This window comes from Shewanella submarina (genome assembly GCF_042646185.1).
Classification (GTDB): domain Bacteria; phylum Pseudomonadota; class Gammaproteobacteria; order Enterobacterales; family Shewanellaceae; genus Shewanella; species Shewanella corallii.
Genome location: NZ_JBHRTD010000012.1, coordinates 181,385 through 201,113, shown reverse-complemented (window position 1 = coordinate 201,113; position 19,729 = coordinate 181,385). Strand labels below are relative to the sequence as shown.

The 19,729-nt window shown below is 50.7% G+C and carries 16 protein-coding genes; 8 read left to right on the top strand and 8 right to left on the bottom strand.

Translation table 11 applies throughout. From position 1 onward, the window contains the following. Positions 1 to 504: 504 nt before the first annotated feature. Both ACFOE0_RS09875 and ACFOE0_RS09870 read left to right on the top strand, forming a co-directional pair. On the top strand, positions 505 to 1,392 hold the full coding sequence (locus tag ACFOE0_RS09875; protein WP_115138502.1) for a 6-carboxytetrahydropterin synthase: 888 nt from the start codon (positions 505 to 507) through the stop codon (positions 1,390 to 1,392). A 90-nt stretch (positions 1,393 to 1,482) separates the two neighbouring features. Further along, complete coding sequence (locus ACFOE0_RS09870) at positions 1,483 to 2,337, top strand: M23 family metallopeptidase (RefSeq protein WP_248935715.1); 855 nt, start codon at positions 1,483 to 1,485, stop codon at positions 2,335 to 2,337. A 71-nt stretch (positions 2,338 to 2,408) separates the two neighbouring features. On the opposite strand, the gene ACFOE0_RS09865 is transcribed toward ACFOE0_RS09870, so the two are convergent. Further along, positions 2,409 to 4,601 carry a M3 family metallopeptidase gene (locus tag ACFOE0_RS09865; RefSeq protein WP_248935714.1) on the bottom strand — a complete coding sequence of 731 codons (2,193 nt, stop codon included), beginning with the start codon at positions 4,599 to 4,601 and terminating at the stop codon, positions 2,409 to 2,411. A 215-nt stretch (positions 4,602 to 4,816) separates the two neighbouring features. Further along, positions 4,817 to 6,601 (bottom strand): gamma-glutamyltransferase, encoded by a 1,785-nt coding sequence (gene ggt / locus ACFOE0_RS09860; RefSeq protein ID WP_248935713.1) that lies wholly within the window; start codon positions 6,599 to 6,601, stop codon positions 4,817 to 4,819. A gap of 129 nt (positions 6,602 to 6,730) precedes the next feature. Between ggt and ACFOE0_RS09855 the strand changes: the two genes are divergently transcribed. Next, a complete protein-coding gene (locus ACFOE0_RS09855; protein WP_248935712.1) occupies positions 6,731 to 7,891 on the top strand; it encodes a GNAT family N-acetyltransferase in 1,161 nt (386 codons plus the stop codon). Between the two features lie 8 nt (positions 7,892 to 7,899). Here ACFOE0_RS09855 and ACFOE0_RS09850 read toward each other — a convergent pair whose 3' ends face one another. The 3 genes from ACFOE0_RS09850 to ACFOE0_RS09840 all read right to left on the bottom strand — a co-directional run bounded on the left by ACFOE0_RS09850 (position 7,900) and on the right by ACFOE0_RS09840 (position 9,807). Then, complete coding sequence (locus tag ACFOE0_RS09850) at positions 7,900 to 8,295, bottom strand: VOC family protein (RefSeq protein WP_248935711.1); 396 nt, start codon at positions 8,293 to 8,295, stop codon at positions 7,900 to 7,902. Between the two features lie 620 nt (positions 8,296 to 8,915). Beyond that, entirely contained in the window at positions 8,916 to 9,371 is a 456-nt protein-coding gene (locus tag ACFOE0_RS09845; protein ID WP_248935710.1) for a GyrI-like domain-containing protein, read from the bottom strand. Positions 9,372 to 9,456: 85 nt separating this feature from the next. Further along, positions 9,457 to 9,807 carry a hypothetical protein gene (locus ACFOE0_RS09840; protein ID WP_248935709.1) on the bottom strand — a complete coding sequence of 117 codons (351 nt, stop codon included), beginning with the start codon at positions 9,805 to 9,807 and terminating at the stop codon, positions 9,457 to 9,459. A gap of 389 nt (positions 9,808 to 10,196) precedes the next feature. On the opposite strand from ACFOE0_RS09840, the gene ACFOE0_RS09835 reads away from it, so the two are divergent. After that, on the top strand, positions 10,197 to 11,147 hold the full coding sequence (locus ACFOE0_RS09835; protein WP_248935708.1) for a hypothetical protein: 951 nt from the start codon (positions 10,197 to 10,199) through the stop codon (positions 11,145 to 11,147). Positions 11,148 to 11,210: 63 nt separating this feature from the next. Here the strand turns inward: ACFOE0_RS09835 and ACFOE0_RS09830 are convergent, their stop codons facing one another. After that, positions 11,211 to 11,870 (bottom strand): response regulator transcription factor, encoded by a 660-nt coding sequence (locus ACFOE0_RS09830; protein WP_115139016.1) that lies wholly within the window; start codon positions 11,868 to 11,870, stop codon positions 11,211 to 11,213. A 362-nt stretch (positions 11,871 to 12,232) separates the two neighbouring features. Between ACFOE0_RS09830 and ACFOE0_RS09825 the strand changes: the two genes are divergently transcribed. The 3 genes from ACFOE0_RS09825 to ACFOE0_RS09815 all read left to right on the top strand — a co-directional run bounded on the left by ACFOE0_RS09825 (position 12,233) and on the right by ACFOE0_RS09815 (position 16,239). Beyond that, complete coding sequence (locus tag ACFOE0_RS09825; protein ID WP_248935707.1) at positions 12,233 to 13,330, top strand: hypothetical protein; 1,098 nt, start codon at positions 12,233 to 12,235, stop codon at positions 13,328 to 13,330. Positions 13,331 to 13,820: 490 nt separating this feature from the next. Then, positions 13,821 to 15,536 (top strand): bifunctional UDP-sugar hydrolase/5'-nucleotidase UshA, encoded by a 1,716-nt coding sequence (gene ushA, locus ACFOE0_RS09820; protein ID WP_248935706.1) that lies wholly within the window; start codon positions 13,821 to 13,823, stop codon positions 15,534 to 15,536. Positions 15,537 to 15,789: 253 nt separating this feature from the next. Further along, positions 15,790 to 16,239: an Hsp20 family protein gene (locus tag ACFOE0_RS09815; protein ID WP_115139013.1), complete on the top strand. Its 450-nt coding sequence runs from the start codon at positions 15,790 to 15,792 to the stop codon at positions 16,237 to 16,239. Between the two features lie 67 nt (positions 16,240 to 16,306). Here the strand turns inward: ACFOE0_RS09815 and ilvN are convergent, their stop codons facing one another. Both ilvN and ACFOE0_RS09805 read right to left on the bottom strand, forming a co-directional pair. Then, on the bottom strand, positions 16,307 to 16,804 hold the full coding sequence (gene ilvN / locus ACFOE0_RS09810) for an acetolactate synthase small subunit (RefSeq protein ID WP_115139012.1): 498 nt from the start codon (positions 16,802 to 16,804) through the stop codon (positions 16,307 to 16,309). After that, the gene (locus tag ACFOE0_RS09805) at positions 16,804 to 18,525 is read right to left on the bottom strand and encodes an acetolactate synthase 3 large subunit (RefSeq protein ID WP_248935705.1); all 1,722 of its coding nucleotides are present in this window, start codon (positions 18,523 to 18,525) and stop codon (positions 16,804 to 16,806) included. Before ACFOE0_RS09805 ends, ilvN begins: the two co-directional genes overlap by 1 nt. 370 nt (positions 18,526 to 18,895) lie before the next feature. On the opposite strand from ACFOE0_RS09805, the gene purU reads away from it, so the two are divergent. After that, positions 18,896 to 19,729 (top strand): formyltetrahydrofolate deformylase, encoded by an 834-nt coding sequence (purU, locus tag ACFOE0_RS09800; protein ID WP_248935704.1) that lies wholly within the window; start codon positions 18,896 to 18,898, stop codon positions 19,727 to 19,729.

Sequence of the window (19,729 nt, the reverse complement as noted above, 5' to 3'; positions counted from 1 at the left end):
TTAAATAAGCCCGAACAGAATAACTTAAGTAACATCAGTGGTCATGGCTTTACTGTGACAATAAGGTCAAAGAGACGGCCAATGTCATAAACTGACTAGGGTCTATTGACCTTTCATGGTTGAATTTTGCTCGAGATAGACGTGTTTTAATCGCGACGCAAGGTGTGCCGCCTAGCGGGCCTAAGCAAATACCTTGCAACAAAGAGTAAAGCGCGTATAGCCGAGCCCTTCGGGCAGCGTTTGTCGTCGCTTTCTACTGCATTAACGCTCATTTATGTAGAACAACTACACCGCAATCGCATTGCTTTGTATAAAACAACGACAAAGTGCTGTAAAAACCATCTTCAAAGGTCAACAGACCCTAACTATCAAGCTTTTTCCCGTCTCAGGTCGCCCCAATGGGAACAATGAATTAGAATAGCCGACAACTACCCCGCCGGATGTCAGCCGGGGCCGGGGACAGACATTTAATGATGCAGACTGTTTCTCTGCACTGGAGTAAAAATGCAACTCTTTGTCAATGATTTAACCGTCATAGATTTTTCCTATTTGTGCCCGATCCGCGGCATGGTTGGTGAGAGCTGGATTGTTGATGTACTGCTGGATGGCGGACTTGACGATCAGAACATGGTGCTGGATTTCGCCAAGGTGAAACGTTCCATTAAGCACACCATAGATGAGGTTTGTGATCATCGTTTGCTGGTGCCAGTACTTAATGACGCCGTAAGCCTGGAGTCCCAGGATGAGATGGTCCGGCTGGATTTTGATTCCCGCGTTGGCTCTATGCACATGTACTGCCCTGAGCAGGCGTTTGCGCTTATCGATACCCAAACCATAGATTTTGACAGCGTTAATCGTTTTTTGATTGATGCCCTGACCCATGTGTTGCCGGGCAATGTGGAGCATATCAGCCTGACATTGCGCAATGAGCAGCTGGAAACCCCTTATTACCATTACAGCCATGGGCTGAAAAAGCATGATGGTAATTGCCAGCGAATCGCCCATGGTCACCGCAGTCCAATTAAGATTTTCCGCGATTCGGCGCCAGCCCCTGAGCTTGAAGCCACATGGGCAAAGCGCTGGCAGGATATTTACCTGGGCACCGCAGAAGATCAGGCCGAACTGGAGAGCCTGAACCTGTCTGCGGGCCTGAATATCAGCGCTGACAGCCATTGGGGATTTGATTACACCGCGCCTCAGGGACGCTTTCAGCTGGCCATTCCCAGGGCCGTTACTGAGATGATCCCCCATGACACTACGGTCGAGTTGTTGGCTGGATATATTTCCGGTGAGCTGGCCAAAGCGGAACCTGGCGTCGAGTTCAAGGTCATAGCCTATGAAGGTGTTGGCAAAGGGGCAATCGCCTCAGCCAAAGTGGCCGTCGCCGATTAAATTGAATTCAGGCCTTCACCATTGGGTGAGGGCCTTTTCTTTTGGGGATGTGCAGCAAGGGCTGCACGTGAATAGCTGCAGGAAAGTAGAATGGATAAAAGATGGTCGATACTGGGCCTTTGTCTGCTGGCTGGTGTGTCTCAGGTCAGTGTTGCGGACACGGCAGGGATTAAGCTTCAGGGTGAGCTGAAACAAGGGGCTTTAATCCGGGCTCAGGTTGCGGCAGGCACTCAGGTATCTCTGGATGGAAAACCTTTGAATGTCAGTAAAGAGGGAAAGCTGGCCTTTGGTTTTGACAGGGATGCGACAGGTGAGCAGATCCTGCAGTTGACCCATGCCGATGGCAGCAGGGAAACAGTGAAGCTGGCGATAGGTAAGCAGGACTATCGCATTCAGCGTATTGAAGGCATTGCCAAAAAGATTATGCAGCCCAAGCCTGAAGATGTTGCCCGCGCCAAACAGGACTCTGCTCAGGTCAGGGCTGCCAGAGACACGGATTCACAGCGTCTGGACTTCAGTCAGGACTTTATCTGGCCGGTGACAGGCCGCATCAGCGGAGTTTATGGCAGCCAGCGGGTATATAACGATGTGTCGGGCCGTCCCCATTACGGTATAGATATCGCCGCGCCCAGGGGCACCAAGGTGGTCGCGCCGGCAGACGGTGTGATCACGCTGTCGGTTCCGGATATGTTTTATTCCGGCGGCACTGTGATCATTGATCACGGTTTTGGTGTCAGCTCCACTTTCCTGCACCTGAGTAAGCTATTGGTGCCCGTAGGAACTGAGGTGAAACAGGGTGAGGTTGTGGCTGAGGTGGGCAGTACCGGTCGTTCAACAGGACCACATCTGGACTGGCGGATTAACTGGTATCAGATGCGATTGGACCCAGCCACTGTAGTGCCTTCCATGAAGAGTTACATAAAGCAGCAACAGGCTGCCAAATGAATACGTTTTAACGCACTGTTATTGAAAATAAAAAAGCCGGCAAACATGCCGGCTTTTTTGTGGAGCAGGGATTAGTCTTTCAGCAGACCTTTGGCACGCAGCAGAGGCTCAATGCCTGCTTCTTTGCCACGGAACTCTTTGTAGAGCTGCATCGGGTCCTGACTACCACCCTGAGACAGTACCGTGCTTCTGAAGGCATCAGCAGTGGCCTTGTCAAAGATGCCTTTTTCTTTAAAGGCTTCATAGGCGTCGGCACCGAGAATATCAGACCAGATATAGCTGTAGTAACCGGCTGAGTATCCGCCTGAGAAGATGTGCGCGAAATAGGTGCTGCGATAGCGTGGTGCGATCTCCTCAATCAGACCCATGTTGGCCAGGGATTCAGCTTCAAATTTGGCAGCATCCTGTGGCTTGGTGTCTGTCAGAGTGTGCCAGTCCAGATCCAGCTTGGTTGCAGCCAGGTATTCTACAGTGGCAAAGCCCTGATTGAACTTGCTGGCAGCCTGAATCTTCTTAACCAGCTCCTGTGGGATCACTTCACCTGTTTCATGATGCTTGGCAAACTGGGCCAGTACTTCCGGCTCAGTCATCCAGTTCTCCATCACCTGAGATGGGAACTCCACATAGTCGCGGGGGACAGAAGTACCGGACTGAGAACGGTAAGTCACATCAGACATCATGCCGTGCAGGGCGTGACCGAATTCGTGGAACAGGGTGCTGGCTTCGTCAAAGGTCAGCAGTGTTGGCTCACCTTCAGGGGCACGGGTGTAGTTAAGTACGTTAACCACGACAGGGATAACATTCTCACCGTCGACTTTTTCCTGGGAACGATAGTCGTTCATCCAGGCGCCACCACGCTTGCTGTCGCGAACAAAGTAATCACCGAAGAAGATTGCCATCAGGCTGCCGTCTTTGTCGTAGATTTCCCAGGTGCGGACATCTTCGTGGTACTTGGGCAGATCAGTGCGCTCCTTGGCAGTGATACCAAACAGCTTGTTGGCTGTGTAGAACACGCCTTCAATGGTGTTTTCCAGTGAGAAGTAAGGACGGGTGTCCTGCTCGTTAAAGGAGTACTTGGCGACACGGATCTTGTCGGCGTAATACCACCAGTCCCATGCCTGCAGTTTAAAGTCTTTGCCTTCGGCATCAATCAGCTTCTGCATTTCAGCCACTTCGGCGCGGGCCTGATCCAATGCTGCGGGCCAAACCTTGTTCAGCAGCTCATAGACATTTTCAGGCGTCTTGGCGGTGCGCTCTTCCAGCACGAAGTGAGCGTGGGTTGGGTAACCCATCAGCGCAGCTTTTTCGGCGCGCAGGGCCGCCATCTTGGCCAGGATCTCTTTGTTGTCGTTGGCATTACCATTGTTACCGCGCTCAATATAGCCATTGAACAGCTGTTCACGCAGGTCACGGTTTTCTGCATAGGTCAGGAAAGGTGTGATAGAAGGGCGGTGAGTGGTAAAGACCCACTTGCCTTCATGGCCACGCTTGGCAGCAGTCGCTGCAGCCTGATCAATCACGTCCTGGGGCAGACCGGCCAGATTTTCTTTGTTGTCGATAACCAGTTCAAATGCATTGGTTTCAGCCAACAGGTTGTCACCGAATTCCAGGCTCAGCTTGCCGAGCTTTTCGTTCAGGTCACGCAGTTTGGCTTTTTGCTCTTCGTTCAGGTTTGCGCCGCCACGGGTGAAAGACTTGTAGGTGTCTTCCAGCAGTTTGGCCTGGGCAGTGTTCAAATCCAGCTTGTCCTGCTGATCGTAAACGGCTTTAACACGCTGGAAGAGTTTGTCATTCAGCATGACATCGTCACGGGCGGAAGAGAGCATTGGGCCCACTTCCTTGGAAATAGCCTGCAGTTCTTCGTTGGTGTCTGCGCTGGTCAGGTTATAAAACACGCTGGCCACTTTGCTTACCAGTTGACCGCTGCGCTCAAGCGCTTCGATGGTATTGGCAAAAGTTGGGGCTTCTGGGTTATCGGCGATCGCCTGTACTTCCTGCCTTTGAAGGGCAATCCCCTCTTTAAATGCTGGCAGATAGTGCTCAGTTTTGATAACGGCAAAATCAGGAATGCCGTGGGTGGTGTTGTACTCTTCAAAGAATGGGTTAGCTGCAGCTACCTGAACATTCTCTGCTTGCTGCTCAGCCGCTGGCTTTTTGGTTTCGGCAGCTGCCTGAGTTTGAGGTTTTTCATCACCGCCACAGGCGCTGAGGGTAAGAGCCAGTGCCATTGCAGACACCAGTGGTTTGAGGGTTAATCCCTTCATAGTCGTTTTCCCTTGCTTGCTTCCATATTGTTTTCTGTTGCATTGACGCCAGCTATGTTGCATTGGCTCCGCTGAAGTCATGCTTAGGTTGTGTTATTTATCACAAAATGGCACTGCAACGCCAATGAGATCACTAAATGGCAACCAGGGAAATGTAACAAAACAAAAGGGCCGGACACGCCGACCCTGTTGATTTCAGTTGGGGAAAATCCCGGTTAGTAACCCAGAGTTGCTGAGCCGGAACGTCTTGGATCTGACTCGCCGTAAAGCCCTGATTCGGTTTTCATTATGCTCTGGGTGGAGCCGATGGCGTTTTTCACCTCAACGTTATGGCCTTTCTCTTTCAGTAACCTGATGGTGTCCGGACTCAGGCTGCGCTCAACCCTCAGCTGACCCGGCAGCCACTGGTGATGCACTCTGGGCGCATTGGTAGCTTCCGCAACATTCAGGTCAAAATCCACAGTGCCCAGAATCATCTGCAGCGTGGTATTGATAATGCGGGAGCCCCCCGGACTGCCGGTAACCAACCAGGGCTGGTTACCTTCCAGCACTATGGTTGGACTCATTGAACTCAGCGGACGTTTGCCACCCTCGACAGCATTGGCTTCACCACCAACCAGGCCAAAGCCGTTGGGCACGCCAGGTTTGGCTGAAAAGTCATCCATCTCGTTGTTCAGCAGAATACCGGTTCCTTCAGCAACCAGGCCCGAGCCATAGCTGAAGTTCAATGTATAGGTGTTGGAAACAGCATTGCCCCATTTGTCCACCACTGAGTAGTGGGTGGTTTGCGGGCTTTCTTTATCCAGCAGAGCGCCGGGCTTAATATCCGCGCTGGGTCTTGCTTTATCCGGGTTAATGGAGGCGGCCAGGCGCGCGGCGTAGGATTTATCTGTGAGTTTTGTCACTGGCACAGGGTAGAAGTCCGGGTCGCCCAGATACTCACTGCGATCGGCATAGGCCAGCTTCATGGTTTCCGCCATCAGGTGCAGGGTTTCGGCACTGTTATGTCCGGATTCTGCCAGCGGGAAATTTTCCAGAATGTTCAGCATCTGCACGATATGGACGCCGCCGGATGATGGCGGTGGCATGGACAGCACGGTGCGACCTCTGTAAGTGCCGGACACTGGTGTGCGCTCTACTGCCCTGTAGTTCTTCATATCATCCAGAGACATGATGCCACCGGCCTGATTGACTGCGGTCACCAGTTTCTGTGCGGTTTCTCCTTCATAGAAACCTTTACTGCCCTGTTTGGCGATACGTTTTAGTGACTCTGCCAATTCAGGCTGCTTAAGCAGATCGCCCGGCTGATAGTTACTGCCATCAGCTTTGTAGAAAATACGGGCAGTACTTGGCCACTGCTGCATACGTTTACTTAAACCGGCAAGGGAACTGGCGAGATCCGGGGTGACGATGATGCCATCTTCTGCCAGCTTGATAGCCGGTGCGATCACTTCAGCCAGACTCATGGTGCCATACTTATCCAGCGCCAGCTCAAACCCTGCAACTGTGCCCGGTACTCCAACGGCCAGCCCGTGAAACTTGGACAGCCTGGGGTTAACGTCACCATTGTCATTCAGAAAAATGTCTTTATGGGCTTTTGCTGGTGCCATCTCCCTGTAATCAATGGCCGTGCTAACCGCTTTGTCCGGTGAGTGATACAGCATAAAGCCACCACCACCAATGTTGCCGGCTCTGGGCAGGGTGACTGCCAAGGCAAAACCAACGGCTACTGCCGCATCCACTGCATTGCCTCCCTGCTTCAGTATGTCTACCCCAACCTGAGTGGCGACCGCTTCCTGGCTGGCGACCATGCCATTTTGGGCCCACTCGGGTTGAGCCGTTGCCTGATAGCTGAAGATGGCTTGATTGCCCAGGCTCAGAGGTAAGACTGATACCGAGCCGGTATTGGCGCTGGCAGCAAAGGGAATAGACAGGCTGAGCAGGCTCAACAGAGATTTACGGCCCAGGTGTTTGGGCAAGAAGTGATTGAGAGTAGGCACACAGATTCCTTATGCTTGCTTTAATTTTGTAATATTTTTGAACAATGTGCCGCTGTCCCTTCGTAAATGCAATAGCTCGATAGAGTGGGGCAGACAGTGATGGTCATCAGGAACACAGGGAAAGGGAAAATGTCTTTCAGTATCAGGCTGGTAGAATCAATGGGTGAAGTAGATGCTGAAATCTGGGATGCGCTTTTTAATTCAGGCTCAGCGGACAACCCATTTGTGAGCCATGCCTTTTTAAAATTACTGGAAGACAGCGGCAGCGTCGGCGGGCAATTCGGTTGGCTCCCCAGGCATCTGCTGGTGGAGCAAGAGGGACGGGTGCTGGCCGCAATGCCTTTGTACCTGAAATACCACTCCTATGGTGAATATATCTTCGACTGGAGCTGGGCCGAAGCCTATGAGCGTTACGGTCTGGATTACTACCCCAAGTTGGTCTCAGCCGTACCTTTTACACCGGTTTCCGGTCCGAGGAAAGCTATCTCGGCAGACGTAAGTGAGGAGATAAAGGAACAAATTCAAGGGGAGATATTTCACTTTCTCAGTCAGTGGAGCCTTGAACATCAATGTTCATCCTGGCACCTCCTTTGCCATTCCGAACCCTTGTCCGGTGACTCGATATCCTGCCGTATCACCCCACAGTTTCACTGGTTTAACCGTGACAATGAAGGAGATCGCTACTCCAGCTTTGAACATTTCCTGTCGCGATTTCGCTCATCTCGCCGAAAAACACTGCGCAAAGAACGGTTGTCCGTCACTCAGGCCGGTATTGAGTGCCGTTGGCTTTGCCCCGAACAGATGAGTGCCCGGGACTGGCAATTGATGTGGGACTGTTATCGGGTTACCTATTTAAAGCGCTCCGGGCATCAGGGCTATTTGTCCCGGGAGTTTTTCGCAGGGCTAAGTGACGCGTGCCCAGACAACACGCTTATCTTGCAGGCCAGTCGTGATGGAGAGGTGGTGGCATCGGCGCTTTACTTTAAAGACAGTACTCATCTCTATGGTCGTTATTGGGGCGCGCTGGAGGATATTCCGGGCCTGCACTTTGAGCTCTGCTATTACCAGGGAATCGAATACTGTATTGCCAATGGCCTGCAAGTGTTTAATGCCGGTGCTCAGGGCGAGCACAAGCTGACCCGTGGCTTTGAGCCGGTAGCCGTGCACTCATCCCACTGGATTGCCCGCGCTGAATTCAGGGATGCCGTAGAGGGCTTTTGTCAGCAGGAGGGGGAGATGACTCAACGCTATCTGGATAAGGCCAGAGCACATCTTCCCTTTAAGTGCTGAAGGTAGCTTCAGTCGTTATCTGGCCACTGGTTCACATCGGAAGCTGTGTCAAAATCAGTCCGTTGAGGGTTCACCACGCAAAATCTGTGTCCTGTGGGGGCCTGCATCACGACCCATCGCTCCAGGCGTTTAACCACCTGAGCCCCCAACTCAGTCAACCGTTTTACTTCAGCATCGATATTATCTGTTTCAATATCCAGATGGACACGGCTCTCATGGGAGACTTTTTGAATGAGTATATGGGGCTGACTTTCATTGGTTTGAAGGCTTGAATATCGATCAGCCCACTCCTCTTCAGAGCGGTTACAAGCCATCCCCAATGCGGCTTCCCAAAACAGGTTAGCTTGCTCTATATCTTCAACCTGACAATCAATGACTAGAGTAGAGAGTCTGCTTTTGTGCATTTTTCCCATCCTTATATTTATATGTCAGCAGGCTTGGATATAAAGACTGAAAGACATTGGTTTCGGCTTGCGAGATTGAATATCTTTTCACCGAATCGACAACTTCATGGTTGTCCGTTTATCTTCTGTTCCGGCTGCGAAGGATAATTCACATGACAATCTGGCTGAAGTGAAAGCCTCAGATTTAACCCTGCTTCGCCCAGGTTCACGATTTCAGCGCGATGGCGATATCTACCCGACTTTCATTCATAACATAAGACCCGAAGTCAGAGGTATGGGCTCGGGTGTGAGGGCCGTCCGCGGCGCTAAAGTATTGCCGGATAGCCAATCACTTGCTTTCATTCATAATAACCGCCTCAGCAAAAGCGTCAGGGCAGAAAACAGCATCCCAAGGATTATTAAGCACACTAGATACCAGGCACCGAACAGGACAGATAAGTAGCGCCAGTTAATATGGTCAGGGCTATGAAACTCCTGCTGAGGATTATGTTGCCAGGCTGCGTATAACATCAGCATCGATACCGTCAGTGCGAGAATGCCCGCCAACAGCCAGCACAACCGATAGGGATGAGCCCGAACCTGACTGATGAAGGAGATAGGGCGGCCTGGCATGTGATGGGTTAATCTTTCAGCGCGATGGCGATATCTACCCGACTTTCATTCATAACATAAGACTCGAAGTCAGATGTATAGGCCCGGGTGTGAGGGCAGTCCGCTGCGCTGAAGTACTGCCAGATCTGCTGCCACAGTGTGATTACTGTCTGGGGCATTTCGCCGCAGGCAGAGAACACCAGATATCTGCCCTGAGGTATCTCATGGGTAACCGAATCTTCAGCAAATGAAGAGGAAAGGGATGGGCTGCCTACTATCAGGTCGTACTCACCATTTACGTCAGACTCATAGTGAGTGTATATGCCGTAAAATGTGTCACTCGGCGCCATTTGTTGTCCGGCCTGCATAAAAAATCGTTCCCAAAGTGGTTTAATGGCAGCTGTCTGGGGATTGGTTTCATTGGCGTTCGTAGTGCGGGTTTTAAGCCCGGTAATGGTTAATGGTCCAAGTGACTGAACGTCCATAGTGGTTCCTGTATTTTGAGGTTTGTTGCTTTGCAATTTTTTTGTCGCTTCGATGACGCAGGGCTCATTTAAATGTGGTTGCCTGTCAATCAAAAACATATGGGCAGCCACCGAACTCATTGACTGAGGGATGCCATCTTCTGACATCATTGGCCCGACGCCAGCGACTGTGAAAAAACTCCATTAAACAAGGCCCCTGAGGTAACAGAATCAACAGGGTATCTCCTTCGCTGACCTTGTCGTACTCAGGATATTCAGTCGACATTCCCCAGGTGAGCCCACCTTTGCTGTCAGCATAACCCTGCCAGAAGCTTTCGATATCTGTGTCTTCACTCCAAACCGGCGCTGCAGGAGTTTCCCTGGCAGGCGTTTCGGCGCAGCCAGCAAAGCTGGTCAACATCAATAGGAAAAGTATCAGGGGGAGAAAAGACTTCATTGTATGTTCCTTGTCTTGTCGAATTCGCCAGTGCCAAAGCATGATTTGATTCAGGTCGCGCTCAGGTTCTTTCCAGTATAAGCCAGTCTTTTTTAACAGCCGGAACCCAAGCCTTGGATGCAGGCTAACAAGCTGACCAGCTCTTGTCTGTAGGACATTTGGCGGGTTAGTGGGAGTGCTCATTATCTTGTTTGTCTCAATGTTGAGACTGGCTTAATAAGCACGGAATCAGAAGGTTAGATCAGTTGGTGTAGCAATTGGCTGATATTGAGTTTTAAAAGTGAGACAAAGAAACTGGCCAGCTTAATAAAATCAGATAGTTAGCAACGGCATTGGAATTGCTTCCTCGTAGGTTCATTTTGCTTTCGGACAAGAATACGGGGTAAAAAATGAAGTCGATTATCGGATTAATGATATTGCTGACCAGTGTGCTGGTGGGATGGGCTGAGGCATCGACACGCCCACTGTTTGCAGGTCAACACCACCAAATCGGGGAGGTTGAAACCTACTATCAGGGAACACAGTTGGTGGTCAATGCGACAGTGACAGAAGTGGGTTGGTGTTTGGCGAGATCTCACCTTTATGTTGGTGAAACTGAACCCGCATCATCGGCACCCGGACAGTTTCCTTATTCCCATGAGCTGGGTTGCGCACTGAGTGATACCTACACCATTGATGTCAATGCTGTTGATCATTACGTGGCGTATCACGCTGAAAGTAAGCAATCCAGCTTTCCAATCGGCGGCACAGTCTCCTATGAGGTTAACTTCCCGGGGGATAATTCCTATTTTGATGCCACCATTGACGGTGATGGCCCCTATAACGCCTGGTGTATGGATTTGGGGCGCACCATTCGCTCAGGTACTACTTATACCAATTGTGAGCTGAGATCGCTCAATGACCCTGACCTGGGCATAGTGGATCAGGAGCAAAACCTTGGCTATGTATCCTGGATATTGAACCAGGAATGGAGTCTGTACCCTCAGTACTCCTGGCAGGATATTCAGGGGGCGATATGGAAACTGACTGATGACACCAATCCTGTAGGCGGTGCCGGAGGCATCAGCTGGAATGAAGCCAATGCGCTTGCCATTGTAGCGTTGGCCATTGCCAACGGCGGCGATTATCAAGCTGACAGCTTTGAAGGCCTGGTGCTCTTGTGCCGAAATGAAGCCGGCGCAGTTGCTCAGCAGATTACCGTGGTCGCAGTGCCAGCCTATAACTTCTTTATTGGTGAGGAGACCGCATGGGCCGAGGGCGATAGCAATTGGTACAACAAAAAAGGTCGCCGGGTTGGCTGGGGCAGCTATTGGGTTGAGCCATACATCATCTGGCATTGAGCTGGGTATCATCCAATGAAAAACCGGCCTGATGTGGCCGGTTTTTTCTGAAAAGGGTTCAACTCAGCTGATATCAGTTTTTTCCATTTCCAACTGCTGCAGGGCGATGACTGCCTGTGTGCGGTTGCGTACCCCAAGTTTACGGAAAATTGCAGTGGCATGGGCCTTAATCGTGGCCTCAGATACGCCGAGATCATAGGCGATCTGTTTGTTGAGCAATCCCTCGGCGAACATCTGCAGCACTTTATATTGTTGCGGTGTTAACTCCGCCAGCTTGTTGGCCATTTGCTCGTGGTTGTTATCATCGATCTCAAGCAGTTCAATCCCTTCCGGGTGCCAGATATCACCATAGAGCACAGCGTGAAGGGCTTCTGCCAGAGTTTCCATCGAAGCTGATTTAGGGATAAAACCGGCACTGCCATAATGCAGGGCGCGACTTATGGTGGCGGCATCCTCATGGGCAGAGACCACAACGACAGGCAGCTCAGGGTAGTGGGCACGTAAATGGATAAGAGTGGAGTAACCGTGAGAGCCCGGCATTTGCAGATCCAACAGCACAAGATCATAGTCTGTTGCAGCATCCAGAAGTTGCTGCAGGGCATCGGCACAGTCGGCCTCATACCAACGGGTATCACCAAATGTGGTGGTCAGAGCCTGCCGAAGTGCGTTCCGGAACAGGGGATGATCATCGGCGATGATTATATTCAGGTTTTCCAGCTTCATGGCTTAATAGTGATTATGGTTGCACGTGAAGATGTCGACAATGTAACAGAAAAGTGACCGCCATTCCTATTGGAAATGAATAAAAATCTCGGGGAATGCGATAGTTAGCAAAATTGTGATGAAGCCGAAATTGATGAAATTTACTGTTTCATAACCTTAAATTCTGGATTTGATAATTCGGGCGCATTATTGGGGTTCGACTAAAGTACTATCTCCTGCGCATAATATTTTGCTCGTGCAGGAGTGGAAAAAATGTGAGCGGACCATTGAACGAATATCACCTGAAAGTGTAATTGCTCCACCAGTCAAAGTGGGGAAACTTGGATCAGGGTATTTGCATCGATAATGAGAGCAGTCTGAATATGTTCAGAGCGATTGCGGTAATTCTGGCCTTGATATTTTCCGGTAGTTCCGGGAGTCAGGCTTTGGCTTCTCCCCCTTCGGCGGCTGAAGAGTCGGGTAATCTCTACATTATTCTGGATACCTCTTCATCCATGAACTCCAATTATGACAGCATCGCCGCTCCTTTTGATGCTCTGCTGGAGCAGTTTTACCGTTCATTTCCCGCAGATACCCAACGAATTTATCCATCCAGGAGCATATTGGTGCCTTTCCCATCTGAGTCGGAGCAATCAATCGTTCTCGGTACTGCATTCAGTGAGCCTGCCTCACAACTGCCCGTCGGCGGCAATGAAGAAGATGGTTTGGCCGCTATTAGTGAGTTGCTGGACAGGGGAGTGGCCAATGCTCATATACTGCTGATAACCGATGAGCTCAGGACAGAGCAGCAGCTCCTGAATTGGCGGGATGTGGCTGCCAGGGCGTTACAGCAAAGAGTGGTGATCCACACAGTAGTCGAGCGACGGGATACCTCAATTTCCTACCGAAACCCTTCTCAAACGTCTACGAGGCTGGCTTACTTTGTTGCTGATGACATGTTCGACAAACACAGTGTGAAGGATGCTTACAGCCCACAGTCTTTGATGGTGCTGGATGTCAGTGGAGAATCTGAATCTCTGGCGACGACAAAACGAAACCCCACCAAAGCGGTTGCCATCAGGTCAGAATATTCTCTGGTGGCGCTGGCGACAGGGGGCCATGTCTGGATGATGGAGGCATTGGTTGAAGGGCTGACGGTGTTTGTGGATGAACTTAACCGTGAGATTAAGGAGACACATCAACACAAGGTGCTGGCAAGTATCAGCGTTCAGGGCGAACAGGTACCTGGTGGTATCGTGACTCTGGACGCTCATCAACTGACCTATTTTGTAAAAGGTATTCAGGTTGATGCCTGGTCATGGGACTTTGATCTGGATAACACTCCGGATGACTTTGGACCCGTGGTGAATTATCAACAGCAGCATGCCAGAGAGACCATTCATCTGCAGTTGTTGCTTGATAGTGGTGAACGGGTTATTCAACCCCTGGTGCTTGGCGCTTCAGTAAATATTGCTCCTTGAATGCTCCCATATTGATGCTCTCCCGGGAGACGAAGGGGCGAAGACCGACACTTGCTCCATGCACTGTACTGCGTAAGACTTCATCCGCGTTTTAACGTTTGCCTGGCCGCTTTTTCTGTCGGACATTTCACTCCTGTTTTGCCATCCGGTCACAAGGATGACAGGCCCAATCCTGTGACTGAGCTCCATATATCAAGATCTACTGGTTAACTGCGGACTAATTAAGCAGGTGATCATCCCACTGATTGATACACTCCGACCCGCGACTTTCAGTCGCAATAAAAGATGATGGAATAAATACCTACCTGTACCAAGTTCATTTAGTGGTTGATTTGGTTCAGCGGGAGCTTTGAGGCCCGCGCAGAGCGTATGTCACTGTTAATCGGCATTATCCGTTCAGCGACGCCCTGTACTTCAACTCACTTTTTGAAGTGTTCTGAATCGTTCAGACCATTAATGGCGTTGGTACCATAATAAAATGGAGTTGGATATGACCAACAAATTGGCCAAAGGCCTGATCGCGTCTGCTGTTCTGGCAGCATTAGCCGGTTGCAGCGAATCTGAAACCGTAATCACTCCGGCAACTTGTGCTGAAGCTGGCGAAGCCTGCACCCGTTTTACCATTCTCCACACCAATGACAACCATGGTCGCTTCTGGGAAAACAAGGACGGCGAATATGGTATGGCTGCCCGTAAAACCCTGATCGACTCCATTCGTGATGAAGTGGCTGCCCAGGGTGGCGATACTCTGCTGCTATCCGGCGGTGACATCAATACCGGCGTACCTGAGTCAGATATGCAGGATGCTGTGCCTGACTTTATCGGTATGAACCTGATTGGGTACGACGCCATGGCAGTGGGTAACCATGAGTTTGATAACGCTCTTGATGTACTCGAGATGCAGGCAGGTTTGGCTGACTTCCCTATGCTGGCCGCCAACATTTACCTGAAAGACAGTGATGGCAAGGTGACAGACAAGCGTCTGTTTGATGCCTACCGTGTTTTTGAGGTTAATGGCCTAAAGATTGCTGTTATCGGTCTGACCACCAAGGATACAGCTCATCTGGTTAATCCGGACAATATCCAGAGCATCCACTTCGCCGATCCTCAGCAGGAGATCACCAAAGCCCTGGCTGAGATTGAAGCTAAAGAGCAGGTTGATCTGGTATTCGCGACGACGCATATGGGGCACTACGCTGACGGTAACCACGGCAGTGAAGCTCCGGGAGACGTTAAGCTGGCACGTGGTCTGAAGCAGGGTGAACTCCAGGCTATCTTTGGTGGACACTCGCAAAACCCTGTTTGTATGGAGCCGGGCACCAATGATTATGCTGAGTTCAACCCGGGAGATGACTGTACTCCGGATCAGCAAAATGGCACCTGGATCATGCAGGCCTATGAGTGGGGCAAGTATGTGGGTCGTGCTGACTTTGAATACTTTAACGGTAAGCTGCATCTCGCCAGCTATGAACTGATCCCGGTTAACCTCAAAGTTAAAAATGAAGCCGGTGATAAGGTTCTTGTGGGCGAGGCAATTGCGCCTGATCCTATGGTGAAGGAAGTCCTGAGCCAGTATCAGAACAAAGGCCAGGAGTTGCTGGATGAGGTGATTTCTCACACTGATGGCCTGCTGAATGGTGAGCGCAATGTGGTACGCACTCAGCAAACCAATCTTGGCCATCTGCTGGGCACTGCCTATCGCAGTTTTGATTTGGTTAATGCTGACTTTGCTGTGATGAACTCCGGCGGCTTACGCGCTTCGATTCAGGCCGGTGACGTAACCTACCGTGATGTACTGACAGTACAGCCATTTGGCAACTTTGTGACCAAGGCGACGATGACAGGTGCTGAAGTACAGGAGTACCTGAGTGTGGTCGCAACCAAGACAGGTGGCGGTTATGCTCAGCTGAATAATATCAGCATGGCGGTTGACTGTGATGCCCAGTCGGTGGAGATCAGTGACATTGCCGGCAAGGGATTCGACCCGGAAGCCAGCTACAGCTTTGCGGTGATCAGTTTCTCTGCTGCCGGTGGTGATGACTATCCGAAAATTCAGGTGATGGATACCCAGCGCACTGACGCAGATGTGCTGCGCGAATACTTTGTGAAGCACCCGAATATTCATGCCGCTGACTTTGAGCCTGTCCCCGGCAAGCTGACCTACACCCTGAATGGGGCTGAGGTAAACTCCTGTGCTGCTAACTAAACAGCAATAAAACTTGAAGCAGCCTCAGGGCTGCTTTTTTTATGCTATTTATTCAATCAGTTACCTGGTCACGATAAAAATATTTTGGCTTTTCTCTTGAAAGCTGATTCTGCGACCTCATCTATTATATTGAGCGAGAGGCTCAACCGACTGTGCCTTCGGGGCAGTCAATTTAGCGGGTGCGAAATGGTTCGGCCCGGGTTCTGAAACCGAAAAAGGTTTCCAACATATTGCTTTATAAAAGGATATGACTATGCGTAATTATGATTTTTCTCCACTTTTCCGTAGCGCCATTGGTTTTGATCGTTTAGCACGTATCGCCGAGCATGCAGCAGCCAACAATGGTAACTCCAGCTACCCTCCATACAATATCGAGCTGCTGGGCGAGAACCGCTACCGAATCACTATGGCCGTAGCCGGTTTTTCAATGGAAGAGTTGGATATCATCAGCGAAGGCGAAAAGCTGCTGATTAAAGGCGTTCGTAAAGAATCTGATACTGAACGCAAGTACCTGCATCAGGGTATTGCTGAGCGTGGTTTTGAGCGCACTTTCCAACTGGCGGACCATGTGATTGTAACCGGTGCCAATCTGGAAAATGGCCTGCTGAACATTGAGCTGGTACGTGAAATTCCTGAGGCGATGAAAGCCCGCAAAATTGAGATTGCCAGCGGCCGCATGCTGGAGTCTGAAGCTGCCGAATAAGGCGGTCATCAACTAAGAATCTAAAAAGGGAGCCATTCGGCTCCCTTTGTCGTTTTTTGCTCAGGTCTCAGCTTGCCTTCATGGCTTTCTCACCACGGGACAGACCCACCACTCCGGAGCGGGACACTTCCACCACCTTGGTACTTTCACCCAGATTACGGACAAAGGCATCCAGCTTTTCTGTGGTGCCAGCTATCTGAATGGTGTAAAGGTTTGCAGTGACATCCACTATCTGGCCGCGGAAGATATCAGACATCCGCTTGATCTCTTCCCTCATTTCACCACGGGCTTTGACCTTGACCAGTGCCAACTCCCGCTCGATATGTTCGCCATCGGTAATGTTCGATACCTTGAGCACATCAATCAACTTGTGCAGCTGCTTCTCTATTTGCTCAAGCACTGAGTTGTCCGCTTCTACAGTAATATTCAGCCGTGACAGGGTGGCATCATCAGTGGGAGCCACACACAGGCTTTCAATGTTATATCCCCGCTGGGAAAACAGGCCCACAACCCGGGAAAGTGCGCCTGGCTGGTTTTCCAACAATAAACTAATAATCCGACGCATCAGCTTTTCTCCGTTTTGCTCAACCACATTTCGTTCATACCACCACCGCGGATCTGCATGGGGTAAACGTGCTCTGTCTCATCGACACTGATATCGACAAACACCAGTTTGTCTTTCATCTCCAGTGCCTTTTTCAGCTGTGGTTCCAGCTCATCCGGTGAACTGATGGTGATACCAACATGGCCATAGGCTTCAGCGATCTTGGCAAAGTTGGGTACTGAGTCCATGTAGGAATGGGAGTGACGACCGGCATAGATAATGTCCTGCCACTGTTTTACCATCCCCAGGAAACGGTTGTTGAGGTTGATAATTTTAACCGGCGTGTCGTATTGCAGGGCCGTGGACAACTCCTGAATATTCATCTGAATAGACCCATCACCTGTCACGCACACCACGGTTTCATCGGGCAGGGCCATCTTCACGCCCATGGCGGCAGGCAGACCGAAGCCCATGGTGCCCAGACCACCAGAGTTAATCCAGCGGCGGGGCTTGTCAAAGGGGTAGTAAAGGGCAGCAAACATCTGGTGCTGGCCAACATCCGAGGTGACGTAAGCATCACCATGGGTCAGCTTGTACAGCGTCTCAATCACCTGCTGTGGCTTAATGCGTTCGCCGCTGGTGTCATAGGCCAGGCTCTTGCGTTCACGCCAGCTGTCAATGTCTTGCCACCACTCTTCCAGCGCATTGGGGCTTCTGTCGCCTAATCCCTGATCATTGAGCAGAGCCAGCATCTCATCCAGCACATTGTCAGCGCTGCCTACGATGGGAATATCCACCGCCACGGTTTTGGAAATGGATGAAGGGTCAATATCAATGTGAAGCACTGTGGCATTGGGACAGTACTTTTCCAGATTGTTGGTGGTTCTGTCGTCAAAGCGCACGCCAATACCAAAAATAAGGTCGCTGTTGTGCATGGTCATATTGGCTTCATAACTGCCATGCATACCCAGCATGCCGACGGCGTTTTTGTGGGTGCCGGGGAAAGCTCCAAGCCCCATCAGGGTGGACACAACCGGGATATTAAGTTTTTCCGACAACTGTTTAATTTGTTCGCCACAGTTGGCCATAATGGCACCGCCACCTATGTAGAGCACAGGCTGCTTGGCGTTGACCAGGGCTTTAAGGCCGCGGCGGATCTGGCCTTTATGGCCGTTAACCGTCGGGTTGTAGGAGCGCATGCTGATGGACTCAGGGTATTGATACTCATACTTCTGCTGAGGACTGAGACAGTCCTTGGGCAGATCCACGACTACCGGGCCGGGACGACCGGAGGCGGCGATATAAAATGCCTTTTTGATAATCTCGGGAATATCTTTTGGATCTGTCACCAGAAAGCTGTGTTTCACCACTGGACGGGAGATACCTATCATGTCGCATTCCTGAAAGGCGTCGTTGCCAATCAGGTTGGAGGGCACCTGGCCAGACAGCACCACCAGAGGAATCGAGTCCATATAAGCAGTGGCGATACCGGTTATGGCATTGGTTGCGCCTGGGCCTGAGGTAACCAGCACCACGCCAACCTCGCCGGTTGCGCGTGCATAGCCATCAGCCATATGCACTGCGGCCTGCTCATGGCGTACAAGAATATGTTCAACACCAGAAGTTTCATGCAGGGCATCATATATGTCGAGAACCGACCCGCCCGGGTAGCCGAAGATGTGTTTTACACCTTCATCGATAAGAGAGCGCACAATCATACTGGCGCCGGAAAGCATCTCCATCTGTATCTCCTTGTCATCACCGTGTTGGTAAACCAGCAATGTGTTACAACGACGGTAGTCGCCATAGCCAAAGGAACCTGTCGGTAAACAAACTCCCGTTATCCGTGTGAACCTGTTGGCAAAAGGTATTTTGCGTCCAGGCTCTATTCGCCGCACCGAGTGCTTACGTTTTGCGCGTTGTGGGCGAAAATTAACCGTACCTTTGGGGGGATTAATTTACAAGCCGCAATTGGCAGGAAATACCTGAGTATGAAAAATATTCAGAAAGCCACAGTTTCAGTAAATTGCGTCGATTTTCTGCCCGCAGGATTTTTGACCACAGATGACCTTCTGAGATACAAAGAAGCAAATAAAATCTTAAGGATGACCCATGGAGCGCAAAATTCTGCTGACCGATTGCCCGGACTCCACCGGCCTGATCGCTCAGATCACCAATATCTGTTACAAGCATCAGTTGAATATCATCAACAACCGCGAGTATGTGGACCATGCCAGTGGTCAGTTTTATATGCGGACTGAACTGGAAGGTATTTTTAACGACCATACCCTGATGCTGGATCTTGACCGGGTTCTGCCCAACGGGAGCCACAGACAATTGGTTGGGGCAGAGCGTAAGCGCATTGTGGTGCTGGTGACGAAAGAGGCCCACTGTTTGGGCGATCTGCTGATTAAAACCTTTGATGGCAGCCTGAACGTGGAGATTGCCGCTGTGGTGGGTAACTATCCGGATCTCGGCGAGCTGACCGAAAAGTTTGGTATTCCCTATGTGACGGTATCCCACGAAAATATGAGTCGTGATGAACACGAACTGGCGATCGCCGAGGTGGTGGACGGTTTCGAACCTGATTATCTGGTGCTGGCCAAGTTTATGCGGATTTTAACGCCGACATTTGTGAGCCGCTATGCCAGCCGCATCATCAATATTCACCATAGCTTTTTACCGGCGTTTATAGGTGCTAACCCTTACCGGCAGGCGTTTGAGCGTGGTGTGAAGATTATCGGTGCCACCGCCCATTTTGTGACAGATGATTTGGATGAAGGTCCGATTATCCATCAGCAAGTGATCCCGGTGGACCATAACTTCAGTGCTGCAGATATGGCCCGGGCCGGGCGGGATGTTGAGAAAACCGTGCTCTCCAAAGCCCTTAATCTGGTATTGGAAGATAGGGTATTTGTTTATGGCAACAGAACTGTGATCCTGTAA